This is a genomic window from Pseudomonas sp. Z2-11 (assembly GCF_054161305.1).
Genome location: NZ_CP096395.1, coordinates 5,784,800 through 5,809,067, shown reverse-complemented (window position 1 = coordinate 5,809,067; position 24,268 = coordinate 5,784,800). Strand labels below are relative to the sequence as shown.

Annotated in this window: 22 protein-coding genes; 14 read left to right on the top strand and 8 right to left on the bottom strand. The window is 64.1% G+C overall.

The window, feature by feature from the left end:
• Positions 1 to 130 precede the first annotated feature (130 nt).
• A complete protein-coding gene (locus M1E16_RS25865; protein ID WP_458128708.1) occupies positions 131 to 742 on the bottom strand; it encodes a C40 family peptidase in 612 nt (203 codons plus the stop codon).
• 249 nt (positions 743 to 991) lie between these two features.
• Between M1E16_RS25865 and M1E16_RS25860 the strand changes: the two genes are divergently transcribed.
• A complete protein-coding gene (locus M1E16_RS25860; RefSeq protein ID WP_434571190.1) occupies positions 992 to 1,420 on the top strand; it encodes an NINE protein in 429 nt (142 codons plus the stop codon).
• Between the two features lie 132 nt (positions 1,421 to 1,552).
• On the opposite strand, the gene M1E16_RS25855 is transcribed toward M1E16_RS25860, so the two are convergent.
• From M1E16_RS25855 to gshB, 7 genes are all read right to left on the bottom strand, one after another.
• Positions 1,553 to 2,824, bottom strand: a complete 1,272-nt coding sequence (locus M1E16_RS25855) for a dihydroorotase (protein ID WP_434654974.1) — start codon at positions 2,822 to 2,824, stop codon at positions 1,553 to 1,555.
• Positions 2,821 to 3,825, bottom strand: a complete 1,005-nt coding sequence (locus M1E16_RS25850) for an aspartate carbamoyltransferase catalytic subunit (protein ID WP_003177495.1) — start codon at positions 3,823 to 3,825, stop codon at positions 2,821 to 2,823. Before M1E16_RS25850 ends, M1E16_RS25855 begins: the two co-directional genes overlap by 4 nt.
• A gap of 24 nt (positions 3,826 to 3,849) precedes the next feature.
• Entirely contained in the window at positions 3,850 to 4,356 is a 507-nt protein-coding gene (gene pyrR / locus M1E16_RS25845) for a bifunctional pyr operon transcriptional regulator/uracil phosphoribosyltransferase PyrR (protein WP_458128707.1), read from the bottom strand.
• A gap of 82 nt (positions 4,357 to 4,438) precedes the next feature.
• Positions 4,439 to 4,876 (bottom strand): Holliday junction resolvase RuvX, encoded by a 438-nt coding sequence (gene ruvX, locus M1E16_RS25840; protein WP_305498182.1) that lies wholly within the window; start codon positions 4,874 to 4,876, stop codon positions 4,439 to 4,441.
• Positions 4,876 to 5,445: a YqgE/AlgH family protein gene (locus M1E16_RS25835; RefSeq protein ID WP_305498183.1), complete on the bottom strand. Its 570-nt coding sequence runs from the start codon at positions 5,443 to 5,445 to the stop codon at positions 4,876 to 4,878. Before M1E16_RS25835 ends, ruvX begins: the two co-directional genes overlap by 1 nt.
• A gap of 190 nt (positions 5,446 to 5,635) precedes the next feature.
• Positions 5,636 to 6,532 (bottom strand): TonB family protein, encoded by an 897-nt coding sequence (locus M1E16_RS25830; RefSeq protein ID WP_434571196.1) that lies wholly within the window; start codon positions 6,530 to 6,532, stop codon positions 5,636 to 5,638.
• A 76-nt stretch (positions 6,533 to 6,608) separates the two neighbouring features.
• On the bottom strand, positions 6,609 to 7,562 hold the full coding sequence (gene gshB / locus M1E16_RS25825) for a glutathione synthase (RefSeq protein WP_434627385.1): 954 nt from the start codon (positions 7,560 to 7,562) through the stop codon (positions 6,609 to 6,611).
• Positions 7,563 to 7,786: 224 nt separating this feature from the next.
• On the opposite strand from gshB, the gene M1E16_RS25820 reads away from it, so the two are divergent.
• The 13 genes from M1E16_RS25820 to mdcH all read left to right on the top strand — a co-directional run bounded on the left by M1E16_RS25820 (position 7,787) and on the right by mdcH (position 24,211).
• Positions 7,787 to 8,215, top strand: a complete 429-nt coding sequence (locus M1E16_RS25820; protein WP_434571200.1) for a response regulator — start codon at positions 7,787 to 7,789, stop codon at positions 8,213 to 8,215.
• A 48-nt stretch (positions 8,216 to 8,263) separates the two neighbouring features.
• Positions 8,264 to 8,629 carry a twitching motility response regulator PilH gene (gene pilH / locus M1E16_RS25815; RefSeq protein WP_186612056.1) on the top strand — a complete coding sequence of 122 codons (366 nt, stop codon included), beginning with the start codon at positions 8,264 to 8,266 and terminating at the stop codon, positions 8,627 to 8,629.
• Between the two features lie 10 nt (positions 8,630 to 8,639).
• A complete protein-coding gene (locus M1E16_RS25810) occupies positions 8,640 to 9,179 on the top strand; it encodes a chemotaxis protein CheW (RefSeq protein WP_458128706.1) in 540 nt (179 codons plus the stop codon).
• A 156-nt stretch (positions 9,180 to 9,335) separates the two neighbouring features.
• Entirely contained in the window at positions 9,336 to 11,396 is a 2,061-nt protein-coding gene (locus tag M1E16_RS25805; RefSeq protein WP_305498193.1) for a methyl-accepting chemotaxis protein, read from the top strand.
• A gap of 185 nt (positions 11,397 to 11,581) precedes the next feature.
• A complete protein-coding gene (locus M1E16_RS25800; RefSeq protein ID WP_458128705.1) occupies positions 11,582 to 17,503 on the top strand; it encodes an Hpt domain-containing protein in 5,922 nt (1,973 codons plus the stop codon).
• Positions 17,496 to 17,969: a chemotaxis protein CheW gene (locus M1E16_RS25795; protein ID WP_434627390.1), complete on the top strand. Its 474-nt coding sequence runs from the start codon at positions 17,496 to 17,498 to the stop codon at positions 17,967 to 17,969. The genes M1E16_RS25800 and M1E16_RS25795 overlap by 8 nt, the downstream gene beginning before the upstream one ends.
• A gap of 218 nt (positions 17,970 to 18,187) precedes the next feature.
• Positions 18,188 to 19,858, top strand: coding sequence for a malonate decarboxylase subunit alpha (gene mdcA, locus M1E16_RS25790; protein WP_458128704.1), 1,671 nt, complete (start codon positions 18,188 to 18,190; stop codon positions 19,856 to 19,858).
• The gene (locus M1E16_RS25785) at positions 19,859 to 20,734 is read left to right on the top strand and encodes a triphosphoribosyl-dephospho-CoA synthase (protein WP_458128703.1); all 876 of its coding nucleotides are present in this window, start codon (positions 19,859 to 19,861) and stop codon (positions 20,732 to 20,734) included.
• Complete coding sequence (locus M1E16_RS25780) at positions 20,734 to 21,033, top strand: malonate decarboxylase subunit delta (RefSeq protein WP_305498200.1); 300 nt, start codon at positions 20,734 to 20,736, stop codon at positions 21,031 to 21,033. Before M1E16_RS25785 ends, M1E16_RS25780 begins: the two co-directional genes overlap by 1 nt.
• The gene (locus M1E16_RS25775) at positions 21,026 to 21,877 is read left to right on the top strand and encodes a biotin-independent malonate decarboxylase subunit beta (protein WP_458128702.1); all 852 of its coding nucleotides are present in this window, start codon (positions 21,026 to 21,028) and stop codon (positions 21,875 to 21,877) included. The genes M1E16_RS25780 and M1E16_RS25775 overlap by 8 nt, the downstream gene beginning before the upstream one ends.
• Entirely contained in the window at positions 21,874 to 22,677 is an 804-nt protein-coding gene (gene mdcE, locus M1E16_RS25770) for a biotin-independent malonate decarboxylase subunit gamma (protein WP_458128701.1), read from the top strand. The genes M1E16_RS25775 and mdcE overlap by 4 nt, the downstream gene beginning before the upstream one ends.
• Positions 22,671 to 23,294 (top strand): malonate decarboxylase holo-ACP synthase, encoded by a 624-nt coding sequence (locus M1E16_RS25765; RefSeq protein WP_458128700.1) that lies wholly within the window; start codon positions 22,671 to 22,673, stop codon positions 23,292 to 23,294. Before mdcE ends, M1E16_RS25765 begins: the two co-directional genes overlap by 7 nt.
• The gene (gene mdcH / locus M1E16_RS25760) at positions 23,291 to 24,211 is read left to right on the top strand and encodes a malonate decarboxylase subunit epsilon (RefSeq protein ID WP_458128699.1); all 921 of its coding nucleotides are present in this window, start codon (positions 23,291 to 23,293) and stop codon (positions 24,209 to 24,211) included. Before M1E16_RS25765 ends, mdcH begins: the two co-directional genes overlap by 4 nt.
• The last annotated feature ends 57 nt before the right edge of the window (positions 24,212 to 24,268 follow it).

The window sequence follows — 24,268 nt, the reverse complement described above, 5'->3', positions numbered from 1 at the left end:
GCGAGGGAGCTTGCTCCCGCTGGGCCGCGAAGCGGACCCAAAATGATTGGACCCCACACAAATCATCGGTCTGTTTGGGGCGGCTGCGCCACCCAGCGGGAGCAAGCTCCCTCGCCACAAAGGTCGGTGATCAACGCTGAACGACCCGCATCGCCCCCGGCTCTTTCGGCAGCACGCGCTTGGCAACCACGTAATGGGTGTTCCAGTACGGCTTGTTCAGGGTGTCGATGGTCACCGACTTGCCTCGGCGCGGGGCGTGGATGAAGCGGTCGTTGCCCAGGTAGATGGCCACGTGGTTGACCCGGCGGCTCTTGAGCTTGAAGAAAATCAGGTCGCCGGGCTTGAGGTCCTTGCGCTCGACTTTCTCGCCATGGCCGGCAGCCATCGCATTGGAGGTACGCGGCAGGTCGAACGTGGCGTCATTGAACGCGTATTTCACCAGACCACTGCAATCGAAACCTTTACTTGGGCTGCTGCCGCCCCAACGGTAAGGTGTGCCCAGTACATTCACGGCGCGGCTCAGCACATTGCTGGTGGTCTTGGTCGCCATGGGTGGCACCAGCCGGCTGTGAGCGTTACTCACACGCTGGACGTTTTGCCTGTTTTTGCTCGATGGAGCAGAAACGTGGGATTTGGGCGTATAGCCGTTGATGTTCGGAAGACGTTGCTCACGATTGGTGGCGTGGGCGGCCAATGGCAATAATAGGCAAATGGTCAGCCATGTCTTGAAAAATGGACGCATTAGGCAGGGCTCATAAAGGTTAGCGCGCAACTTTATAACAGCTTTTTTCGCCTTTCCGAGGCCGTTTGTCGATCCGGAACCCAGCGTGAACGCCGCATAATTGCGACAATTTGACCCGATTGTCCGACAGGGTCCCCGTAATCCGGGCGTTTCCCCGACGCGAGTCGCTCATGACCGCTTGTCGGCGGGACATGTAAAAGTCATAAAAGATCCGAACAAATTTTTCTATCGAGGCAAAAGAGACCATTCATGAACAGCTATCAACAGGGCGCAATCCGCGATACCCACAGCAAAGTCATCGGGTATCTGTTGTGGATCCTCGGTTTTACCGGCGCTCACCGTTTCTATTACGGCAAGCCGGTCACCGGCACGATCTGGTTCTTCACCTTCGGGCTGCTGGGCATCGGTTGGTTGATCGACCTGTTCCTGATCCCGGCCATGGACCGCGAAGCCGACCTGCGCTTTACCCCGGGACCCATCGAGTACAGCGTCGCGTGGATTCTGCTGACGTTTCTCGGGGTGCTTGGCGTGCATCGCATGTACCAAGGGAAGTGGCTCAGCGGGATTATCTACCTGCTGACTGGCGGGGTGTTTTTCCTTGGGGTGCTGTATGACTTCTGGACGCTGAACGATCAGGTCTCGATTCGTAATGCGCAGAAGCGTGGGGCTTTCCAGTAAGACAGTCAGGTCGAGGTGCCTGCATTCGCGAGCAGGCTCGCTCCCACATTGGATCGAGGTGTCCACAGGTCATGTGTTCACTGAAGATCCCTGTGGGAGCGAGCCTGCTCGCGAAAAGGGCGACGCGGTTTGTCAGGCCTGGTGGGTAATCCGCCCATCCATTAAGGTGTAGCGCACCACGCCCGGCAGGCTGTGGCCGAGGAATGGGCAGTTGTCACCCTTGGAACGCCAGGCTTCGCCGGCCACGGTGGAGGCGGCCGGGTCGAATAGCACCAGGTCCGCCGGCGCGCCCACCGCCAGTTTCCCGGCTGGCAGCTGCAGCGCCTGGGCCGGGCCGGCGCTCAGGCGTGCGAGCAGAGTCGGCAGGTCCAGCAAACCGTCTTCCACCAGCGTCAAGGCCAGCGGCAGCAGCAGTTCAACGCTGCTGATGCCCGGCTCGGTGGCGCCGAACGGTGCCAGCTTGGCATCGCGCTCGTGGGGTTGGTGATGGCTGGAAATGGCCGAAATCACCCCGGACTGCACCGCCTCGCGCAAGCCGTCGCGGTCGGCGCGGGTGCGCAGCGGCGGCTGGACGTGATAGACGCTGTTGAAATCGATCAGCGCTTCGTCGGTCAGGATCAGCTGATACAGCGCCACATCGGCGGTCACCGGCAAGCCTCGGGCCTGGGCCTGGGCGATCAGCGCGGCGCCACGGGCACTGGTCAGCTGGCTGAAGTGCGCGCGGACGCCGCTCTGCTCAACCAACAGCAGGTCCCGGGCCAGGGCCACGGTCTCCGCGGTCTCCGGGATGCCCGGCAAGCCGAGGAAGCTGGCGGTCGGGCCTTCATGGGCCAGGCCACCTTCGGCCAGGTCGTGGTCCTGGGAGTTGAAGATCACCGTCAGGCCGAAAGTCGCCGCGTATTCGAGAGCGCGGCACAGGGTCCGGGTATTGCGGAAACTGTTGAGGCCGTTGCCGAACGCCACGCAACCGGCGTCACGCAGGGCGATGAGTTCGGCCAGTTGTTCGCCTTCCAGGCCTTTGCTCAGTGCGCCAATCGGGAAGACCTTGGTATTGCCGGCCTCGCGGGCCCGGTCGAGGATCAGCTCGGCCACGGCCGAGGTGTCCAGCACCGGCTTGGTCTGCGGCGGGCAGCACAGGCTGGTCACGCCACCAGCGGCGGCGGCGCGGGTTTCGCTGACGATGCTGCCTTTGCGGCTGTAGCCCGGCTCGCGCAGGGCAACGTTCAGGTCCACCAGGCCGGGCGCGGCCACCAGGCCTTGGGCGTCGAGGACCTCGGCCGCCACGAAGCCTGTCGGTGCGGCGCCGAGGGCGACGATCTTGCACGCATCGATATGAATGTCAGTCACTTGATCCAGGCCGCTGGCCGGATCGATCACGCGTGCGCCGAGAATGCTGAGCTTCACTGGGCGTTCTCCTGGTCGAATTGGCGCTGGGCCGTTTGCCCGCTCATGGCCATGGACAGCACGGCCATGCGGATGGCGATGCCGTAGGTCACCTGGTTGAGGATCACCGAGTGCGGCCCATCGGCCACCGCCGACTCGATCTCCACGCCGCGATTGATCGGCCCCGGGTGCATGACGATGGCGTCCGGCTTGGCCCCGGCCAGGCGCGCGGTGGTCAGGCCGAACAGGCGGTAGAACTCGCCTTCGCTGGGCAAAAGGCCGCCGGTCATGCGTTCGCGTTGCAGGCGCAGCATGATCACCACGTCCACATCCTTCAGGCCTTCGGTCATGTCGGTGTAGACCTTCACGCCGTATTGCTCGACGCCGATGGGCAGCAAGGTTTTCGGCGCGATCACGCGGATGTCCGGACAGCCGAGGGTCTTGAGCGCGAGCATGTTCGAGCGGGCTACCCGCGAGTGCAGGATGTCGCCGACGATGGCCACCGACAGGTTCTCGAAGCTGCCCTTGTGCCGACGGATGGTCAGCATGTCCAGCATGCCCTGGGTCGGATGAGCGTGACGGCCGTCGCCACCGTTGATGATCGCCACTTGCGGGCACACGTGCTCGGCAATGAAATGCGCCGCGCCGGAGTCGCCGTGGCGCACGACGAACATGTCGGCGGCCATGGCTTCGAGGTTGCGCAGCGTGTCTAGCAGGGTTTCGCCCTTGCTCGCCGAGGATGTCGACACGTTCAGGGTGATCACGTCCGCCGACAGCCGCTGGGCCGCCAGTTCGAAGGTGGTGCGGGTGCGGGTGGAGTTTTCGAAGAACACGTTGCACACGGTCTTGCCGCGCAGCAACGGGACTTTTTTCACCGCCCGGGCGCCGACTTCGAGGAAAGAGTCGGCGGTGTCGAGGATTTCTGTCAGCAGCTCGCGGCGCAGGCCGTCGAGGGACAGGAAGTGCCGCAGCTGGCCCTGATCGTTGAGCTGCAGCGGGCGCTTGGTTTCGAGAGGCGTCATCGCGATGGACTCTGGCAAGGGCAGTTAAAGGGCGAGGTCTTGCAGTTCGAGTTGCAGCGGCGCCGGGCCGGAAAGCTTGACCCGTTCATGGGCCGCCAGCGCCAGCGTCGCGCCGACCACGTTAGGGCGGATCGGCAGTTCGGCGGCGTCCAGGTCGAGCAGGCAGACCAGCATAACGCTGGCCGGGCGACCGTAGTCGAACAACTCATTCATGGCGGCGCGGATGGTCCGCCCGCTCATCAGCACGTCGTCGATCAGCACCAGGTGCTGGCCTTCGATCTCGAACGGCAGCGCCGAAGGGCGTACTTGCGGGTGCAGGCCGTTCTGGCTGAAGTCGTCGCGGTAGAAGGACACGTCCAGGGTGCCCAGCGGCGAGTCGCTGCCCAGTTCATCGAGCAAGGCCTGGGCAACCCAGACGCCGCCGGTGCGAATGCCGATGTAGCGCGGTTCGCTGATGCCACGTTGTTCCAGGTGCGCCGTGAGACGGATCGCCATCTGGCTGATCAGTTCGGCAGGATTGGGCAGGCTCATGCTGGCTCCTTCAGGTTTGCGGGTCGGTGCTCATGACTCGGCTTGTCGCTAGAAGAAAGCGCCTTGGCGGCGCTTTCAAAAATCAGGTTTCGAACAGGGCGGCGTTGGCATCAAGCCAGCCTTGCAGCAGCAGGGCGGCGGCGATGGCGTCCACCGGATTGTCGCGGTAACTGCCTTTCTGCCCGCCGCGCATCAGCCGCTCGCCCTTGGCCTCGAAGGTGGTCAGGCGCTCGTCATGGGTATAGAAGGGCAGATTGAAGCGGCCATTGAGCCGGCGAGCGAATTTTTCCGCACGCAGGCACATGTCGCTGGGCGTGCCGTCCATGTTCAATGGCAGGCCGACCACCACGGCGTCGGGTTTCCATTCCTTGATCAGCGCTTCGACCTGGTTCCAGTCCGGAACGCCGTTCTGCGCTTTTAATGTGCACAGCTCGCGGGCCTGGCCGGTAATGACCTGGCCGACCGCGACGCCGATCTGTTTGGTGCCGTAATCAAAGCCCAGCAGCAGGCGCAGGGCCATCAGGCGTGGCCCGCCTGGCTGGTAAGCAGGCCCAGGTTCACGCCCAATCGGCTGGCCGCCGCTTCCAGGCGCAACTCGCTGCTGGTGTTGAACAGGATGTCGGCATCGAACGGGCACGTCAGCCAGGCGTTGTCGGCCAGCTCGGCTTCCAGCTGTCCGGGTTCCCAACCGGCATAGCCCAGGGCGATCAGGCTTTTTTCCGGACCGACGCCGTCGGCGATGGCAAACAGTACGTCCTGGGAAGTGGACAGCGACACGCCGTTCAGATCAACGGTGGCCTGGAATTTGGGACCCGACGGATGGAGCACGAAACCGCGATCGGTCTGCACCGGGCCGCCGATGAAAATCGGTACGTGCTGGCACAGGAGTGGCGGCTCGACCTCGGGACGCAGCTGCTCAAGGATATCCGCCAGGTTCAGCTCCTGCGGGCGGTTTACCACCAATCCCATGGCCCCATTGGCCGTGTGCTCGACGATGTAGGTCAAGGTATGGGCAAAGTTCGGATCGGCCATGTGCGGCATGGCAATCAGGAAGTGATGCTTGAGGTAGGTGGGGCTGACGTTTTTCATAGGCGCTAGTGTGGCGGCGCATGGCCGAACTGACAAGCCGGGGATGTGCTGCAAATGGTCCGGCGCACGCAAATTCCCTTGTGGGAGCGAGCCTGCTCGCGATGCGGTGTACCGGTCGTCATCCATGCCGAGTGACCAATGGCTTTCGCGAGCAGGCTCGCTCCCACAGGATATTGTTACTGTCTGAAGATCAGTTACTGGACAGCCGATCACCCCGGGCAAATTTCCAGGTGCGGATGATTTCCAGGCGGTCGATGTCCGACAGGTCCCCGGTGAACGGCGCGAACGGCGCGGCCAGGCGCACGATCCGCTGGGCGGCCTGGTCCAGCAGCGGCTGGCCGGAGGACTCAAGCACCAGCACTTCATACAGCGAGCCGTCACGATTGATCGAAACCATCAGCCGCAAATTGCCGTAGATCTGTTTGCGCCGGGCTTCCTCGGGGTAGTTCAGGTTGCCGATACGCTCGACCTTCTTGCGCCATTCGTCCTTGTACCAGGCGCCCTTGTCGCGCATGGTCGACGCGGCGCTCAGGCGGTGGATGCGCGGGCGCTTGGCGTACAACTGCTGTTCCTGGGCCAGTTCGGCCTCCAGGCTGGCGATGTCGCTGGACAGCTGGGAGCTGTCGAAGGTCGGTTCCGGTGCCTTGGGCTTGGGATCGGGCTTGACCTCTTCCTTGACCGGGGCCTTTTTCGGCTTCGGCGCGGTAGTGGTCACGGCGGCCTTGGGCGCGGTTTCCTGAACTTCCGGCTTGGCGGCCGGCGGTGGGGTGATCTTCTGGACCTTGTTGTCCTGGAACGGCGCGATTTCGGTCGTCTTGGGAATCGCTTTCTTTTCCAGGGTGCCGCTGCCCTGCTGGTTTTCCTGAGCAAGGAAATCGGCCTTCTGAGGCTTGGTTTCGCTCTTGAAGGTCGCCAGGGTGATCTCCAGGGTCTGGCTGATCTGCTTGGGTTCGACCGTGGCAAACCCGACGCCCAGCAGCACCGCCAGGTGGATCAGTGCCGCCAGGAACAGCGTAAAACCGAGGCGATCAGCCGGGCGCACGCCACGATGGGCGAGCTCTTGGGGCAGATCGGACGGGAGTGTCATGACAAGGAAACCAGCATCACGTTTTTTCAGGCCGGGCATGATAACGCAATGTGGGTTTCCTTCATCAGGATCTGGATCAACGCGCCTTGAGCTTCTGATCGATGGCATCCATCAGCATCCCGCCGATGTCGGTGCCAAAGGCGTTGTCGATCTCGCGGATGCAGGTCGGGCTGGTGACGTTGATTTCCGTCAGGTGCTCGCCGATCACGTCCAGGCCGACGAACAGCAGGCCTTTCTCGCGTAGCGTCGGGCCGACCTGGGCGGCGATCCAGCGGTCCTTGTCGGTCAGCGGGCGGGCTTCGCCACGGCCGCCAGCCGCCAGGTTGCCACGGGTTTCACCGGCCGCCGGGATGCGGGCCAGGCAATAGTCCACCGGCTCGCCGTCGATCATCAGGATGCGCTTGTCGCCGTCGACGATGGCCGGCAGGTAACCCTGGATCATGATCTGCTGCTTGCCATGCAAAGTCAGGGTTTCGAGGATTACCGACAGGTTCGGATGGCCGGCGGTGTGACGGAAGATCGACGAACCGCCCATGCCGTCCAGCGGCTTGAGGATCACATCGCCGTGGTGATCGGCGAATTCGCGCAGCACGTCCGGGCGACGGCTGACGATGGTCGGCGGCGTGCATTGCGGGAACAGCGTGGCGAACAGCTTCTCGTTGCAGTCGCGCAGGCTCTGGGGCTTGTTGACCACCAGCACACCGGCGCTTTCGGCCTGCTCCAGCAGGTAGGTGGAGTAGACGAACTCCATGTCGAACGGCGGATCCTTGCGCATCAGGATCACGTCCAGGTCGCTCAGCAGCGCGTCGCTTTCCGCGCCCAGTTCGAACCACTTCTCAGGGTTGGCGAAGACCTTCAGCGGCTTCATTCGCGCGCGCGCCTGGCCCTCGGCCTGGTAAAGGTCGCGCTGTTCCATGTAGAACAGCTCCCAGCCGCGCTTCTGAGCGGCCAGCAGCATGGCCAGCGAGCTATCCTTCTTATAGGAAATGCTGGCGATTGGGTCCATGACAATGCCGACGCGTACGCTCATGGCTTGGTTCCTCGAAAATGGGGTGGGCACGAATGGCTTGAAAAAGTGGCGTCAGAGTGGCGCCCCGAAGTTTGGCGGTCAAGGAAAAACCGCCGTGCCGAGCGGCTGATAGATCGGCGATGGAGACTGTGCTAAAAAGGCTGCCATGTGACGTGCGGGCCTTGAACATCAAGGGTTTGCGCTGTCGATCACACTTACGCGTTAAAAACCGGTTTGCAGTGGCAATGGCAGAGCATCTCACGCAGCAGCAACCCAGCGCCTTGAAGGTCATGGTCATCGACGACTCGAAGACCATCCGCCGCACCGCCGAGACCTTGCTGCGCAACGTTGGCTGCGAGGTCATCACGGCGGTCGACGGCTTCGACGCCATGGCCAAGATCGTCGACCACCATCCGGGCATCATCTTTGTCGACATCATGATGCCGCGCCTGGACGGTTACCAGACCTGTGCCCTGATCAAGAACAACAGCGCCTTCAAGGCGACGCCGGTGATCATGCTGTCGTCCCGCGACGGTCTGTTCGACAAGGCCAAGGGGCGCATCGTCGGCTCCGATCAGTTTCTGACCAAGCCTTTCAGCAAGGAAGAATTGCTGGGCGCGATACAGGCCCATGTCCCGGGGTTTGCCGCTGTCCAGCCGCACCAGGCACATTAATGACGCTCGGCCTTCGGCCTGGGGTCTACAGAAGAAATGGGGAACACCATGGCACGAGTTCTGATCGTCGATGATTCGCCGACTGAAATGTACAAATTGACCGGCATGCTGGAAAAGCACGGCCATCAGGTCTTGAAAGCCGAGAATGGCGCCGACGGCGTGGCCCTGGCCCGCCAGGAAAAGCCCGACGCGGTGCTGATGGACATCGTCATGCCCGGCCTCAACGGGTTCCAGGCCACGCGCCAGCTGACCAAGGACCCGGACACGGGGCATATCCCGGTCATCATCATCACCACCAAGGACCAGGAAACCGACAAGGTCTGGGGGACCCGGCAAGGGGCGAAGGACTACCTGACCAAACCGGTGGACGAAGAAACCCTGATCGCGACCTTGAACAAAGTACTGGCGGGTTGAACGCGCGGCCATGAGCCACTCCCTGACCGCATTCGAACTGTTGCTTCAGATCGATCGGCGCTGTCGGCTGCTGGGCGCGGACCTGCCGTCCCAGCCGACCCATCGCGACAGCTGGAGCGGGATCGGTTTTCGCCTCGGCGAGCATTGGTATGTAGCGCCCATGGGCGAGGTCAGCGAAGTGCTGCACGAGCCGCGCTACACGTCGTTGCCCGGGGTCAAGCCATGGGTTCGCGGAGTGGCTAACCTGCGCGGGCGTTTATTGCCGCTGATGGACCTGTGCGGTTTTTTCGGTCACGAGCTGTCCAGTGTGCGCAAGCAGCGGCGGGTGCTGGTGGTCGATAACGAAGAAGTCTTCGCCGGCTTGCTGGTGGACGAAGTTCTCGGGCTGCAGCATTTCGCCCAGGGCAGCCTGGAACCGGGTTTGCCTGGCTACCTCGATGGCCCGGAATCGGCCTTCGTCCAGGGCCGTTTTCCTGGCGATCGGCAGTGGCAGGTGTTCAGCCCGTTTGCCGTGACGCGTTCGCCAGGGTTCATGAATGTGGCGGTTTGACAGAATGCAGCGCTGTCCCTGTGGGAGCGAGCCTGCTCGCGAAGGCGATGGATCAGCTGCATCGATGCTGGCTGTACCATCGCTATTCGCGAGCAGGCTCGCTCCCACAGGAGGGCTGTGGTGAGAGGCCGGATTGAGCAGGACAGGCGAGTACCGATGATCAAAGCAAAAACAGGCAAGCCTCTGGAAGCGTCGCGCAGTCGGTCGCAGATCATCGTGCTGTTCGTCGCGCTGATTGTCTTCATCATGCTGTTGTTCGCCAACTTCGCGTACCTCAACACCCAGTCCACCTATGACAAACAGTACATCGGCCACGCCGGTGAGCTGCGGGTGCTGTCCCAGCGTATTGCCAAGAACGCCACTGAAGCCGCGGCCGGCAAGGCCGCCGCGTTCAAGTTGCTGAGTGATGCGCGCAACGATTTTGCCCAGCGCTGGGGATACCTGAAGCAAGGCGACCCGGTGACCGGCCTGCCTCCGGCGCCCGCCACCCTGCGCCCGCAGATGCGCGCGGTACAGCTGGACTGGGAGCGCCTGCTGAAGAATACCGATGCCATTCTCTCCAGCGAGCAGACCGTCCTGTCACTGCACCAGGTTGCCGCGACCCTCGCCGAAACCGTGCCGCAACTGCAGGTCGAATACGAAAAAGTTGTCGAAATCCTCTTGCAGCGGGGCGCCCCGGCCTCACAGGTGGCCATGGCCCAGCGCCAGTCACTGCTTGCCGAGCGTATTCTCGGCGCGGTGAATACCGTATTGGCCGGCGACGAGAACGCCAGCCAGGCTGCCGACACCTTCGGTCGTGACGCCGCGCGTTTTGGCCAGGTGCTCAATGGCATGCTGCAAGGCGACCCGACCTTGAAGATTCCCCAGGTCCAGGATCGTGACGCCCGGGCGCGCCTGACGGAAATCAGCGAGTTGTTCGAATTCGTCTCGGGCTCGGTGGACGAAATCCTCGAGACCTCACCGGAGCTGTTCAAGGTCCGCGAGTCGGCGGGCAACATCTTCAACCTGTCGCAGACCCTGCTCGACGAAGCCTCTCACCTGGCCACCGCTTTCGAGAACCTGGCCGGCGGCCGTTCCGTCAACAGCATCGGCGGGTATGTGCTTGGCCTGCTGGCACTGATGTCGATCATCCTCATCGGCCTGGTGATGGTGCGTGAAACCAACCGCCAATTGCGCGAAACCGCGGAAAAGAACGAGCGCAACCAGAACGCGATCATGCGCCTGCTGGATGAAATCGAAGACCTGGCCGATGGCGACCTGACCGTTACCGCCTCGGTCACCGAGGATTTCACCGGGACCATCGCCGATTCCATCAACTATTCGGTGGACCAATTGCGCGATCTGGTGGCAACCATCAACCTCACGGCCGGCCAGGTGGCCGCCGCCGTGCAGGAAACCCAGGCCACGGCGATGCACCTGGCCCAGGCGTCGGAACACCAGGCCCAGCAAATTTCCGAAGCTTCGACTTCAATCAATGAAATGGCCCAGTCCATCGACCAGGTATCGGCCAACGCGGCCGAGTCGTCGGCGGTGGCCGAGCGCTCCGTGGAAATCGCCAACAAGGGCAACGAGGTGGTGCACAACACCATTCATGGCATGGACAACATTCGCGAGCAGATCCAGGACACTGCCAAGCGCATCAAGCGCCTCGGTGAGTCGTCACAGGAAATCGGCGACATTGTCAGCCTGATCGATGACATCGCCGACCAGACCAACATCCTTGCGCTCAACGCGGCGATCCAGGCGTCCATGGCGGGCGATGCCGGTCGGGGTTTTGCGGTGGTGGCCGACGAAGTGCAGCGCTTGGCCGAGCGCTCCTCGGCGGCCACCCGGCAGATCGAGACGCTGGTGCGGGCGATCCAGGCCGACACCAACGAAGCGGTGATCTCCATGGAGCAGACCACTACCGAGGTGGTGCGCGGTGCCCGACTGGCCCAGGATGCCGGCGTCGCCCTGGAAGAAATCGAGGGCGTTTCCAAGACCCTGGCGGCGCTGATCCAGAGCATCTCCAACGCGGCGCAGCAACAGACCACCTCGGCGGGACAGATTTCGCTGACCATGAACGTGATCCAGCAGATCACCAGCCAGACCTCGTCCGGCTCAACCGCCACGGCCGAGAGCATCGGCAACCTGGCGAAAATGGCCAGCCAGCTGCGCCGCTCGGTGTCCGGGTTCACCTTGCCCGCGGCACCTGTGGCGGATGAGGATAAGGTGTGACTGGGCTGCTGGGAGGATATGTCCCTGTGGCAAGGGCGCTTTTGTGGCGAGGGAGCTTGCTCCCGCTGGGTGGCGTAGCCGCCCCAAAGATTTTGTGAGCGCTGCGCACTCAAGCGGGAGCAAGCTCCCTCGCCACGGAGTCCTCGGCCGTACCACAGGCATACGCCTGTTGATTTGGAGTGGTTATGGGTGATCGGCACGACTACGTGGCCCTGGAATGGGTCAAGGGCGAGATTGCCGAAACGCTGAAGCAGGCCCACCTGGCCCTCAATCGCCTGGTGGACGACCCCCAGGCGTCGGATGCGCTTGCCCAATGCCTGGCCTGCATTCACCAGGTCCATGGTGGCCTGCAGATGATCGAATTCTACGGCGCGGCGTTGCTGGCTGAGGAAATGGAGCAACTGTGCAGCGCGCTGCAGGACAACCGCATCGCCCACCGCGAGGAAGCGATCAGCCTGTTGCGCCAGGCCCTGGGCCAGTTGCCGGTCTACCTAGAACGGGTGCAGGGTGCTCGTCGCGACCTGCCGCTGGCGGTGCTGCCCTTGCTCAACGATCTGCGCAGTGCGCGGGGCGAGAGCCTGTTGTCGGAGACCAGCCTGTTCAGCCCGGAACTGCCCGATATTGCGCCGCTGGGCGAGGACGCCTTGAAGCGGCTCGCGCCGGCGGACCTGCCGGGCACCTTGCGCAAATTGCGCCAGACCCTGCAGGTGGCCCTGGTGGGCCTGTTGCGCGAGCAGGACGACGCGACTCACCTCGGTTACCTGGCCAAAGTCTTTCAACGCCTTGAAGCGCTTTGCGCCGCAGCGCCGCTCAACGCGTTGTGGCAGGTCGCTTCGGCGTTGGTCGAAGGCATGCGCGAGGGGCGTATCGCCAACAGCCCGGCGCTGCGCAGCCTGTTCAAGGATGCTGACAAGGAACTCAAACGCTTGCTGGAGCAAGGCATGCCCGGCATCAACCAAGCGGCCCCACCACACCTGCTCAAGAGTCTGTTGTTCTATATTGCCAAGGCCGAACATCCCAGCGGGCAGATGCAGATCATGAAAGAACGCTACTCACTGGACGACGCGCTGCCCGACAGCGCTATGGTCGATGAAGAACGCGCGCGCTTGGCCGGGCCCGACCGCGATGCCATGCGCTCGGTGCTGGCAGCGCTCTGCGAGGAGCTGGTACGGGTCAAGGAGCGCCTGGACCTGTTCGTGCGCAGCGACCGTCAGCATGCCTCGGAGCTGGACAGCCTGCTGGCGCCCCTGCGGCAGATTGCCGACACCCTGGCGGTGCTGGGTTTCGGCCAGCCGCGCAAGGTCATCATCGATCAACTGGCCGTCGTACTGAGCCTCGCCCAGGGCCAGCGCGAGCCTGATGACGCGACGCTCATGGACGTTGCCGGAGCCTTGCTGTACGTCGAGGCAACCCTGGCCGGAATGGTCGGCACCGTCGAGCCTGAAAGCCGCGAAGACAATCGCCTGCCGACGACCGACCTGACCCAGATCCATCAGATCGTCATCAAGGAAGCCCATACCTGCCTGCAACAGGCCAAGGACATGATCGTCGACTACATCGACGCACACTGGAACAGCGCGCAGCTTGAGCCATTGCCGGCGCTGCTGACCCAGGTTCGCGGGGCGCTGGCGATGATTCCCCTGAGCCGCGCGGCCCGCCTGGTGGAGGCTTGCAACGATTTCATCCGTGAGCACCTGCTGCTCGACCCAGCCCAGCCGGGGTGGGAAGCACTCGATCACCTAGCTGATGTGATTACCGGCCTGGAATATTACCTGGAGCGTTTGAGCGAAGACCCGTTGATGCCCGCCGAGAATCTGCTCGACGGCGTCGAGCGGAGCCTTGGCGCCCTCGGCTACTTTCCCGACGAAGCCCGCGTGCCCTTGCTCGATGACCGGCTGAGCCCGAACGAGGCCCAGGTCATGCAGGATTTGCAGGAACTGGACGACCCACAGACTGTGCAATCGCTCGCTGATGTTCTGGCCAGCCCGGTCTCGGCGGTCAACCCGCCGGCCAAAGGCATGCCCGGTAGCCTGCTACCGCCGCCCGTGGATGAGCATCCGGTGGACGACGAGCTGCGGGAGGTCTTCCTCGAGGAAACCGACGAGGTGCTCGATGTCCTGCGCGAATACCTGCCGCGCTGGGCTGCGCAGCCCGACGACCAAGGCGCGCTCACTGAGCTGCGCCGGGCCTTCCATACCCTCAAGGGTAGCGGCCGGATGGTTCGGGCGCTGGTGCTGGGTGAGTTGGCCTGGGCGGTGGAAAACCTGCTCAACCGCGTGCTGGAGCGCAGCGTCGAGCCGGGCGCTTCGGTTCGGCAATTGCTTGAGGACGCGGTGCGATTGCTGCCGGAACTGGTCGCTGAATTCGCTGCCCAGCGCCAATGCCAGCGCGACGACGTCGACCGTCTGGCCGCTCGCGCCCATGCCCTGGCCAAGGGGGGCGATGAGGAAGATGACGACCAGCAGGACGTGGCCGCTCTCGACCCCTTGCTGCTGAAAATCTTCGACAACGAAGCCCAGGGGCATCTGGCCGCGCTTGATCGATTCCTCGACCAGGCCGCCGAACATCTGCCATTGCAGGCCAGCGACGAGCTGCAAAGGGCCTTGCACACGCTCAAGGGCAGTGCATCGATGGCCGGTGTGCTGCCGATCGCCGAACTGGCCGGGGCGATGGACGAGATGGCCCGGGAATACAAGGCGCACCTGATCGCTTTCGACCTGGATGAGATCGAGTTGCTGCTGGAGGCGGAAGGGTTGCTGCGCCGCGGTCTGCGCCAGCTGCATAACGAGCCGCTGGCAGCGATTCCCGGCGCCGCGGACCTGATCCAGCGAACCCAGGCACTGTCCGTCGAACGCCTGCAAACGGCTCTCAACACGCCGGACCAGGGCGTGCGAACCAAGCGCGACCCGCAATTGATCAACAATTTTCTCGCCCAGGGCATGGATATCCTGCTGGACGCGGAGAACCTGCTGCGGCGCTGGCAGCAACACCCCGGCGAGGGCCAGGAGCTGAGCGCGCTGCTCGATGAGTTGACCACCCTTGGCGAAGGCGCGCATCTGGCCGACCTGCACCCGGTGGACGAGCTCTGCGAAGCCTTGCTGGACCTGTATGGCGCCGTCGAGGAAAGCAGCCTGGCGGTCAGCGACAGGTTTTTCCATGAGGCGCAGCTTGCTCACGAAGCGTTGATCGACATGCTCGACGAATTGGCTGCCGGCCAGCACGTGCGTGCGCAACCTGCCCGGGTGCAGGCCCTGCGCAGCCTGCTCCAGGAAGGCCTCGACCCGACGGCCACGGGACTGATCCGCAGTGACGGCAGCCGCACGTTGAGCATCCGCGAGCTGGGTCATGCGACGGCTGAGATGGAGCGCAGTTCGCCGGCGGCTGTTTCGGTGGACGACGATATCGCCGCGATCTTTCTCGAAGAGGCCCAGGATATTCTTGAAAGCGCCGCACAGGCCTTGCGGCGCTGGCTCGCCGACCCGGAGAACGGCGCGCCGCTGTCCTCGCTGCAGCGTGACTTGCACACTCTCAAGGGCGGCGCGCGCATGGCGGATGTGCGGCCGGTGAGCGACCTGGCCGGGGAGCTTGAAACCCTATACGAAGGGCTGGTGGATCGCCGCTACAGTTACAGCGAGGAACTGGCGCAACTGCTCAACAGCAGTCACGAACGCCTCGATCTGTTGCTCGGGCAACTGCAGCAAGGCCAACCGCTAGGCGATCCCGTGGCGTTGATTGACGCCATTCATCGTTTCCGCCAGGACAAGCCGAACGCCATCGAGGTGGCGGGGCATCGGCAAAATGACACGGCGGGCCATGATCCGGAGTTGCTGGAAATCTTTCTCGAGGAAGGTTTCGATATCCTCGACAGTTCCGGGGCGGCGTTGCAACGCTGGCAGGAAGAGCCGTCGAACCGTCAGGCGGTGGAAACCCTGCTGCGCGATCTGCACACCCTCAAGGGTGGCGCGCGGATGGTGGAGATCGGGCCCATCGGCGACCTTGCCCATGAACTGGAGAACCTTTACGAAGGGCTGTCGGCGGGCCTGTTACAACCGAGCCCGGCGCTTTTTGCCTTGCTGCAAGGCAGCCATGACCGGCTGGCCCACATGCTCGACGCCGTCCGTGCCGGGCAGCCGTGCCCGCCGGCCGACCGGCTGATCGCGCAGATCCAGGCGGTCAATCATCCGCAGCACAACGAGGCGCCCCAGATCGTTACGCCGGTCGAGCCGGCACCGGCCCAGGCCGCGCCGCCGATGCGAGCCGAGCCCGCCGCGCCGGGCGATGGCGCGGACATGGTCAAGGTCTCCGCCGAACTGCTCGACGATCTGGTCAACCTGGCCGGGGAAACTTCGATTTTCCGTGGGCGCATCGAGCAACAGGTCAACGACGCGCGCATCGCCCTGAACGAGATGGAAACCACCATCGAGCGCATGCGCGATCAACTGCGACGCCTGGATACCGAAACCCAGGGGCGGATTCTCAGCCGCCAGCAGGTGGACGCAGAACGACTGGGCTACGAAGAATTCGACCCACTGGAAATGGATCGCCATTCCCAGCTGCAGCAACTGTCACGGGCGCTGTTCGAGTCTGCCTCGGACCTGCTTGACCTCAAGGAAACGCTAGACCGCAGCAACCACGACGCCGAAAACCTGCTGCAACAGCAGGGGCGCATCAACACCGAGCTCCAGGAGGGCCTGATGCGTACGCGCATGGTGCCGTTCGAGCGCATGCTGCCGCGCCTCAAGCGCATCGTCCGGCAGGTGGCGCAGGAGCTGGGCAAGGACGTCGAGTTCGTGGTCGACAATGCCGAAGGCGAGATGGACCGCAACGTGCTCGAACGCATGGCGGCGCCTCTGGAACATATGTTGCGCAATGCCGTTGATCATGGCCTGGAGCCCGCCGATGTACGCATCGCAGCCGGCAAACCGGCGCGGGGACGCATCAGCCTGGATCTGTCCCGCGAAGGCGGCGACATTATTTTCGACATCCGTGACGACGGCGCCGGGGTGCCATTGGACGCGGTGCGGCGCAAGGCGATAAAGCGTGGGCTGCTGGCGCCCGACAGCGATATCAGCGACCGCGACGTGCTGCAGTTCATCCTGCAGCCAGGTTTTTCCACGGCGGAAAAAATCACCCAGATCTCCGGGCGCGGCGTCGGCATGGACGTGGTCCACGAAGAAGTGCGACAGCTGGGCGGCAGCATGGTCATCGATTCGACGCCGGGCAAGGGCGTGCATTTTCGTATCCGGCTGCCATTCACCGTGGCGGTCAACCGGGCGCTGATGGTGCAGTGTCACGAAGATCAATACGCCATCCCGCTCAACACCATCGAGAGCATCGTCCGGGTATTGCCCGCCGAACTGGATGGCTACTACCAGCTCGATCCGCCGACCTACACCTACGCCGGGCAACGTTATGAGTTGTGCTACCTGGGCGAGTTGCTGAAAACCGGCGCCCGCCCGAAATTGCTCGGCCAGAGCCAGCCATTACCGGTGCTGCTGGTGCAATGCAACGAACGACACGTCGCCGTGCAGGTAGACGCCACCGCCGGCACCCGGGAAATCGTGGTCAAGAGCCTCGGCCCGCAATTCTCGGCGGTCCGGGGCTTGTCCGGGGCAACGATCCTGGGGGACGGCCGGGTGGTGCTGATTCTCGACCTGCTCGCGCCGATCCGCGCCTTGCCCAACCAGGCGGCGCGCCGTCCGGCCGTGGTGCAAGGCGAGGGCGAGCAGCAGCGGCCTTTGCTGGTGCTGGTGGTGGACGATTCGGTAACAGTGCGCAAGGTCACCAGTCGCCTGCTGGAACGCCACGGCATGCATGTGCTCACCGCCAAGGACGGCGTGGACGCCATGGCATTGCTGGCCGAACATTCGCCGGACCTGATGCTGCTGGACATCGAGATGCCCCGCATGGATGGTTTCGAAGTGGCGACGCAAGTGCGCAATGACCCGCGCCTGGCGCATCTGCCGATCATCATGATCACCTCCCGCACCGGCCAGAAACACCGCGACCGCGCCATGGCCGTCGGCGTCAACGACTACCTGGGCAAGCCGTACCAGGAGTCGGTGCTGCTCGACAGCATCGCCCACTGGAGCAAGACCCATGCATGAGCACCGCACCAGCCATCTCACAGGTTTGTTGCTGCCGCTGGCCGACCGGCACCTGATCCTGCCGAACGTGGCCGTGGCCGAGTTGATCGACTACCAGAGCAGCGTGTTCGATCTGGACACCCCGCCCTGGTTCCTGGGCTGGGTAAGCTGGCGCGAACGGCAGATCCCGCTGCTGAGCTTCGAGTCAGCCTGCGGCCAGAAGACCGTGATCGGCGAGCGCGCCCGCATCGTCGTGCTCAACGCCCTGGGCGGCCGCCCGGAACTGCGTTTCATCGCGCTGCTGGTCCAGGGCATCCCGCGCTCCTGCAAGCTCGACACCCAGTTGAGCTACGTCGACGTGCCGCTATGCGGATTGGAACAGGCGGCCGTGCAAGTGGGCGAGCATGTGGCGAAAGTGCCGGATCTGCTGGCGTTGGAAGAGCTGGTGGTTGCGGCGGGGTTGGTAAGAGTTGAGTCAGCCAACTGACTAATGTAGGAGCGAGCCTGCTCGCGATAGCGGTGGGTCAGGCGACATCGATTTTGGCTGTTGCGCAGCCATCGCGAGCAAGCCCGCTCCCACAAAGGCTCGCATCAATCCGGGCTGACCATTACTCCCACCGTAACGATCCGCCGCCGAGCTTGATTGATGCCCACGCCAAAACACTCCTAAGGTGAGCTCCACGACAGCGAACCCGTGGAGTGGTCATGACAACAACAATATCCCCCGACTCGCGATGGACGCGGCGGCGCAGCGAAAAGCAGCGGCGCCTGGCGTTGGTGAAGGGGCTTGCCGACGGTGTGGTGCTGCCCACCGACAAGATCGTCGCGGCGCTGGAGGCGTTGATCCTGCCTGGCGACCGCGTGGTGCTGGAGGGCAATAACCAGAAGCAGGCGGATTTCCTGTCCCGCTCTCTGGCGAAAGTCGACCCTTCGAAGCTGCATGACCTGCACATGATCATGCCGAGCGTCGGTCGTTCCGAGCACTTGGACCTGTTCGAACGCGGCATCGCCCGCAAGCTCGATTTCTCCTTTGCCGGCACCCAGAGCCTGCGCATCAGCCAGTTGCTGGAAGACGGCCTGCTGGAAATCGGCGCGATCCACACCTACATCGAGCTCTACGCCCGGCTGGTGGTCGACTTGATTCCCAACGTGGTGCTTTCGGCCGGTTTCATGGCCGACCGCGCGGGTAATATCTATACCGGCCCCAGCACCGAAGACACCCCGGCGCTGATCGAACCGGCGGCGTTCAGCGACGGTATCGTCATTGTTCAGGTCAATCAGTTGGTGGACGACGTCAGCGACCTGCCCCGCGTAGACATTCCAGCATCCTGGGTCGACTTCGTGGTGGTGGCCGACAAGCCGTTCTACATCGAGCCGCTGTTTACCCGCGACCCGCGCCACATCAAGCCCGTGCATGTCTTGATGGCAATGATGGCGATTCGCGGGATCTACGAAAAACACAACGTCCAGTCGCTCAACCACGGCATCGGTTTCAACACCGCCGCCATCGAATTGATCCTGCCGACCTACGGCGAAGCACTCGGACTGAAGGGCAAAATCTGCCGCAACTGGACGCTCAATCCGCACCCGACGCTGATCCCCGCCATCGAAAGCGGCTGGGTCGAGAGCGTGCATTGCTTCGGCACCGAACTGGGCATGGAAAACTACATCGCCGCCCGGCCTGATGTGTTTTTTACCGGGCACGACGGTTCGCTGCGTTCCAATCGAATGGTTTGCCAACTGGCCGGGCAGTACGCGGTGGACCTGTTCATTGGCGCCACATTGCAGGTGGACGGCGACGGCCATTCCTCCACCGTGACCCGTGGCCGACTGGCCGGTTTTGGCGGCGCGCCGAACATGGGCCACGACCCGCGCGGTCGCCGTCACGGGACGCCGGCCTGGCTCGACATGCGCCACGGCGACGGCGAGGCGCCGCTGCTCGAACGCGGCAAGAAACTGGTGGTGCAGATGGTCGAAACGTTCCAGGAGGGCGGCAAACCGACCTTCGTCGACACCCTCGACGCGGTGGACGTGGCGAAAAAAGCCGGCATGCCCCTGGCGCCGATCATGATCTACGGCGACGACGTTACCCATCTGCTGACCGAAGAAGGCATCGCCTACCTGTACAAGGCCCGCTCCCTGGAAGAACGCCAGGCGATGATCGCCGCCGTGGCCGGGGTCACTGCCATCGGCCTGCGCCATGACCCGAAAGACACAGCGCGCATGCGTCGCGAAGGGCTGATCGCCTTGCCCGAAGACCTCGGAATCCGCCGCACCGACGCCACCCGCGAGTTGCTCGCGGCCAAGAGCGTGGCCGATCTGGTGGAATGGTCCGGAGGACTCTACAACCCGCCCGCCAAGTTCAGGAGTTGGTAAATGCGCGCCCTGAATCTGCAACCGAAGACCTTATCCCTGGCTGAACGTTTGGCCGACCTCGCGGTGGACGCGTTGATCGACGAAGCCGACCTCTCGCCCAAACCGGCCTTGGTGGACCGTCGCGGCAGCGGCGCCCACACCGATCTGCACCTGGGCCTGATGCACGCTTCGGCGTTGTCGCTGTGGCCGGCGTTCAAGGAAATGGCCGAGACCGCGCTCGACTGCGGCGAGATCGGCTTGCCACTGCGTGAAGCCGTGGGGCGCATCGGCCGGGAAGGTGAAGCCGCGATGCTCACCACCACGGGCGGTGTGAATACTCACCGGGGCGCGATCTGGGCCTTGGGCCTGTTGGTCGCTGCGGCGGCGCTGGAACCTGAATCCAGTGGCGCTGGCGCCGTCACGTTGCGTGCCGCCCGCCTGGCCTTGCTCAACGACCGTCATGCGCCTCAACCCTTGAGCCACGGCGCCCAAGTGGCCCGGCGCTACGGCGCCCGCGGTGCCCGGGAGGAAGCGCAACTGGCATTTCCGGCGGTGACAACCCTGGGCCTGCCGCAACTCAAGCGCAGCCGCGCGGCCGGCGTCGGCGAACAGAACGCCCGCCTTGACGCCTTGCTGGCAATCATGACCCGCCTGGCCGACACCTGCGTGCTCTATCGCGCCGGCGAAGCGGGTTTGCAGGCGATGCAACAGGGCGCCAGAGCGGTGCTCGAAGCCGGCGGTAGTGCGAGCCTGGGTGGTCGCCGCCAATTGCACGCGCTGGACCAACAACTGATTGCCTTGAACGCCTCGCCCGGCGGCGCCGCCGACCTGCTCGCCGCCTGCCTGTTTCTCGACCGTATCGAGCGCAGTGATGGCCTCTTTCTAGGAGTGTGCTGATGCAAACCTTATCCTTTGAATTCACCGCCGGGCAGCCGCCACGGGGCCGGGCGCTGGTCGGCTGCGTCGGCTCGGGCGATCTCGAAGTACTGATCGAACCCGGGCTGGCGGGCAAGCTGACCATCCAGGTGCAGACCTCGGTCAATGGCAGCGAGCAACGCTGGCAGCACTTGTTCGCGCGCATGTTCGACGGCCAGACGCCTCCCGCGATGGCCATTGAAATCCACGATTTCGGCGCCACCCCCGGCGTGGTGCGTCTGCGCCTTGAACAAGGCTTCGAGGAGATCGGCCATGACTGACAGCGCTGCGTTGCTCAACAAGCACAGTTTCGTCGAGCTCGGTGCCCGGCAACGGGCCAAGGCCTTGCTCGATGACGGTACGTTCCGCGAACTGCTCGACCCCTTCCAGCGAATCATGTCGCCGTGGTTGCTGCGTCAGGGCGTGGTCCCGCAAAGCGACGATGGCGTAGTGATCGCCAAGGGCGAGCTCGATGGCCTGCCGGTGGTGATCGCCGCTATCGAAGGCGCCTTCCAGGGTGGCAGCCTCGGTGAAGTCGGCGGGGCAAAGATCGCCGGTGCCCTGGAGCTGGCGGCCGAGGACAATCGCAAAGGCATCCCGACCCGGGCCGTGTTGCTGCTGGAGACCGGCGGCGTGCGTTTACAGGAAGCCAACCTCGGGCTCGCGGCAATTGCCGAGATCCATTCGGCGATTATCGACCTGCGCCAATACCAGCCGGTGGTTGGCGTAGTCGCTGGCAGCGTCGGCTGTTTCGGCGGCATGTCCATCGCCGCCGGGCTGTGCAGTTATCTGCTGGTGACGCAGGAAGCGCGGCTGGGGCTGAACGGTCCGCAGGTGATCGAGCAGGAAGCCGGCATCGATGAGTACGACTCCCGCGACCGTCCGTTCATCTGGAGCCTGACCGGTGGCGAACAACGTTTCGCGACCGGGCTGGTGGACCGCTACGTCGCCGATGACGTGGCGCAGATTCGTCGTCACGTCAGCGAACTGTTGCATCTGGGTGTGCCCACTGAACATCGCAGTGGCCAAGCCAGACTGTTCCTCCAGCGCCTGTCGCGCCTGGACACCGAGGTGCAAATCGAACCGGCAGCGGTTCGCCAGTTGTTTCAGGGAGAACGTCCATGAATACGTATTCATTGAGGGGCCTGCGCTGGTTCGAGGCCTTGAGCGGTGGCGTCAAACCGTTGGAAGGCTTGCCCGCTTCGCTGAAAGTGGCCGATGTCCAACTCGGCGAACAAACCGCGCGTCTGTTGGCTGTCGTGGCCGATCCCGCCAACCGTTTCCCTCGGGCGCGCAATGGCGAAGTCGGTTTGCTCGAAGGCTGGGGCCTGGCCAAAGCCGTGGACGACGCCATCGCGGCCGATCGCAACGCGGCCAGCAAACGTGTGCTGATCGCCATCGTCGATGTGCCGAGCCAGGCCTACGGTCGGCGTGAAGAAGCGCTGGGCATTCATCAGGCTTTGGCCGGCGCGGCGGACAGTTATGCCCGGGCCCGACTGGCCGGGCATCCAGTGATCGGCTTGCTGGTGGGCAAGGCGATGTCCGGTGCGTTCCTCGCCCACGGCTACCAGGCCAACCGGTTGATCGCCTTGCGCGACCCGGGCGTGATGGTCCATGCGATGGGCAAGGCTTCGGCAGCGCGGGTCACCCTGCGCAGCGTCGAGGAACTCGAAGCCCTGGCCGCCAGCGTGCCGCCGATGGCCTACGACATTGACAGCTTCGCCAGCCTGGGACTGCTCTGGGAGACCTTGTCGGTAGAACAGATCGAGCAGCCGACGGCGGCAGATCTGGCGCGGGTGAGCGACTGCTTGCTCCAGGCGATCAACGACGTGGCGGGCATGCCTCGGGATCTCAGCGGTCGCCTGGGCGCTGTTCACCGGGCAGCGTCCAGCCACGTTCGGCAATTGTTGAGGGCGCAATGGTGAGCACGCTCCTGGCCCATGACCTGCTCTGGGGGATGACTGCTTTGCAGTTGCCTGCGGATGCGCCGGGCTGGGCTGTCGAGTCGCTCGACCTCGGGCAACCGGTCGTGGTGCGCCGGGCGCTGTCCTCGCCTGGACACATCGCCGTAGGCTTGCGCGGTCGCTCTCGCGAACAGCGCTACGCCGCATCAATGCCGGTGGCGACGATCCAGCGCCGGGTGCGCCCGGAAGACCTCTGCCATGTCCAATCCCCGCGCGACCTGCCGGCCTTGCAAGCGCTGGCCGAGTTGCGCCCGTTGCTCGACGCCAGTGGCTGGACCTGGGGCGTCAGCGGCAGTGCCGGGTTTGAGCTTGCCACGGGCATCGAGGCGCTGCATGAGCGCAGCGACCTGGACTTGATCTTGAGGACGCCGCACCACCTGGATCGCCTCCAGGCCAGGAACCTGCTGGCGCAGCTGGACGCCTCGGTCTGCAGCGTGGACATGCAGTTGCAGACGCCCTGTGGCGCCGTCGCCCTGCGCGAGTGGGCGGGTTCGTCGCGTCGGGTCTTGCTCAAGGATGATATCCAGGCACGATTGGTCAGCGATCCATGGCAGCCATCGTGGGAGCAGGTCGCGTGAGCAGCCTCCTGGTTTTCCCCGGCCAGGGTGCACAGCGCGTGGGCATGCTCCATGGCTTGGCGCCGCAGATTCTGGACGAGGCGAGTGACGTGCTCGGGGAGGATGTCTTGCAGCTCGACACGGCCCAGGCGCTGCGGTCGACTCGCGCCGTGCAACTGTGCCTGTTGATCGCCGGCGTGGCCGCTTCCCGTCGATTGCTGGAACAGGCCCCCGCGCCGGATTACGTGGCGGGACTGTCCATCGGCGCGTACCCGGCGGCGGTCGTGGCCGAGGCGCTGGGGTTCGAGGACGCGTTGCGGCTGGTCAGCCTGCGCGGCGAACTGATGCAGCAGGCGTATCCGCAAGGCTACGGCATGACGGCAATCATCGGCCTGGACCTCGCGGCCGTGGAAACCTTGCTCGCCCAGGTGCACAGCGCAACAACGCCGGTGTACCTGGCCAACATCAACGCCGATAACCAGGTGGTCATCGCCGGCAGTGATGAAGCCATGGGCTGCGTCGCCGAACGGGCTCGCAACCAAGGTGCCGGCAAGGCCTGCCGGTTGGCGGTCAGCGTACCGTCCCACTGCCCGCTGCTGGAGGCTCCGGCGCGGACGTTGGCCCAGGCCTTTGCCGAAGTACCCTTGAAAACTCCGGCGCTGGGCTATCTCAGCGGCAGTCGCGCCCGACCGGTGATAAAGGCCGACGCGCTGCGCGACGACCTGGCCTTCAACATGTGCCGCGTCGTCGACTGGCGCGGCACAGTGCAAAGCGCCTACGAGCGTGGCGTGCGTCTGCAGATCGAGTTGCCGCCCGGCGCGGTGTTGACCGGGCTGGCGCGCCGGGTGTTCGAGCAGGGCACCGTCATGGCTTATGACGGCGCGCGGCTCGACACCCTGCAAGCGCTGTTGCAAGAGGAGGGAAGCCGCCGACCCTAGACACCGACTCAAGCTGGCGAAGCACAAAAACAACAACTTCGACGATGCACTTTGAGG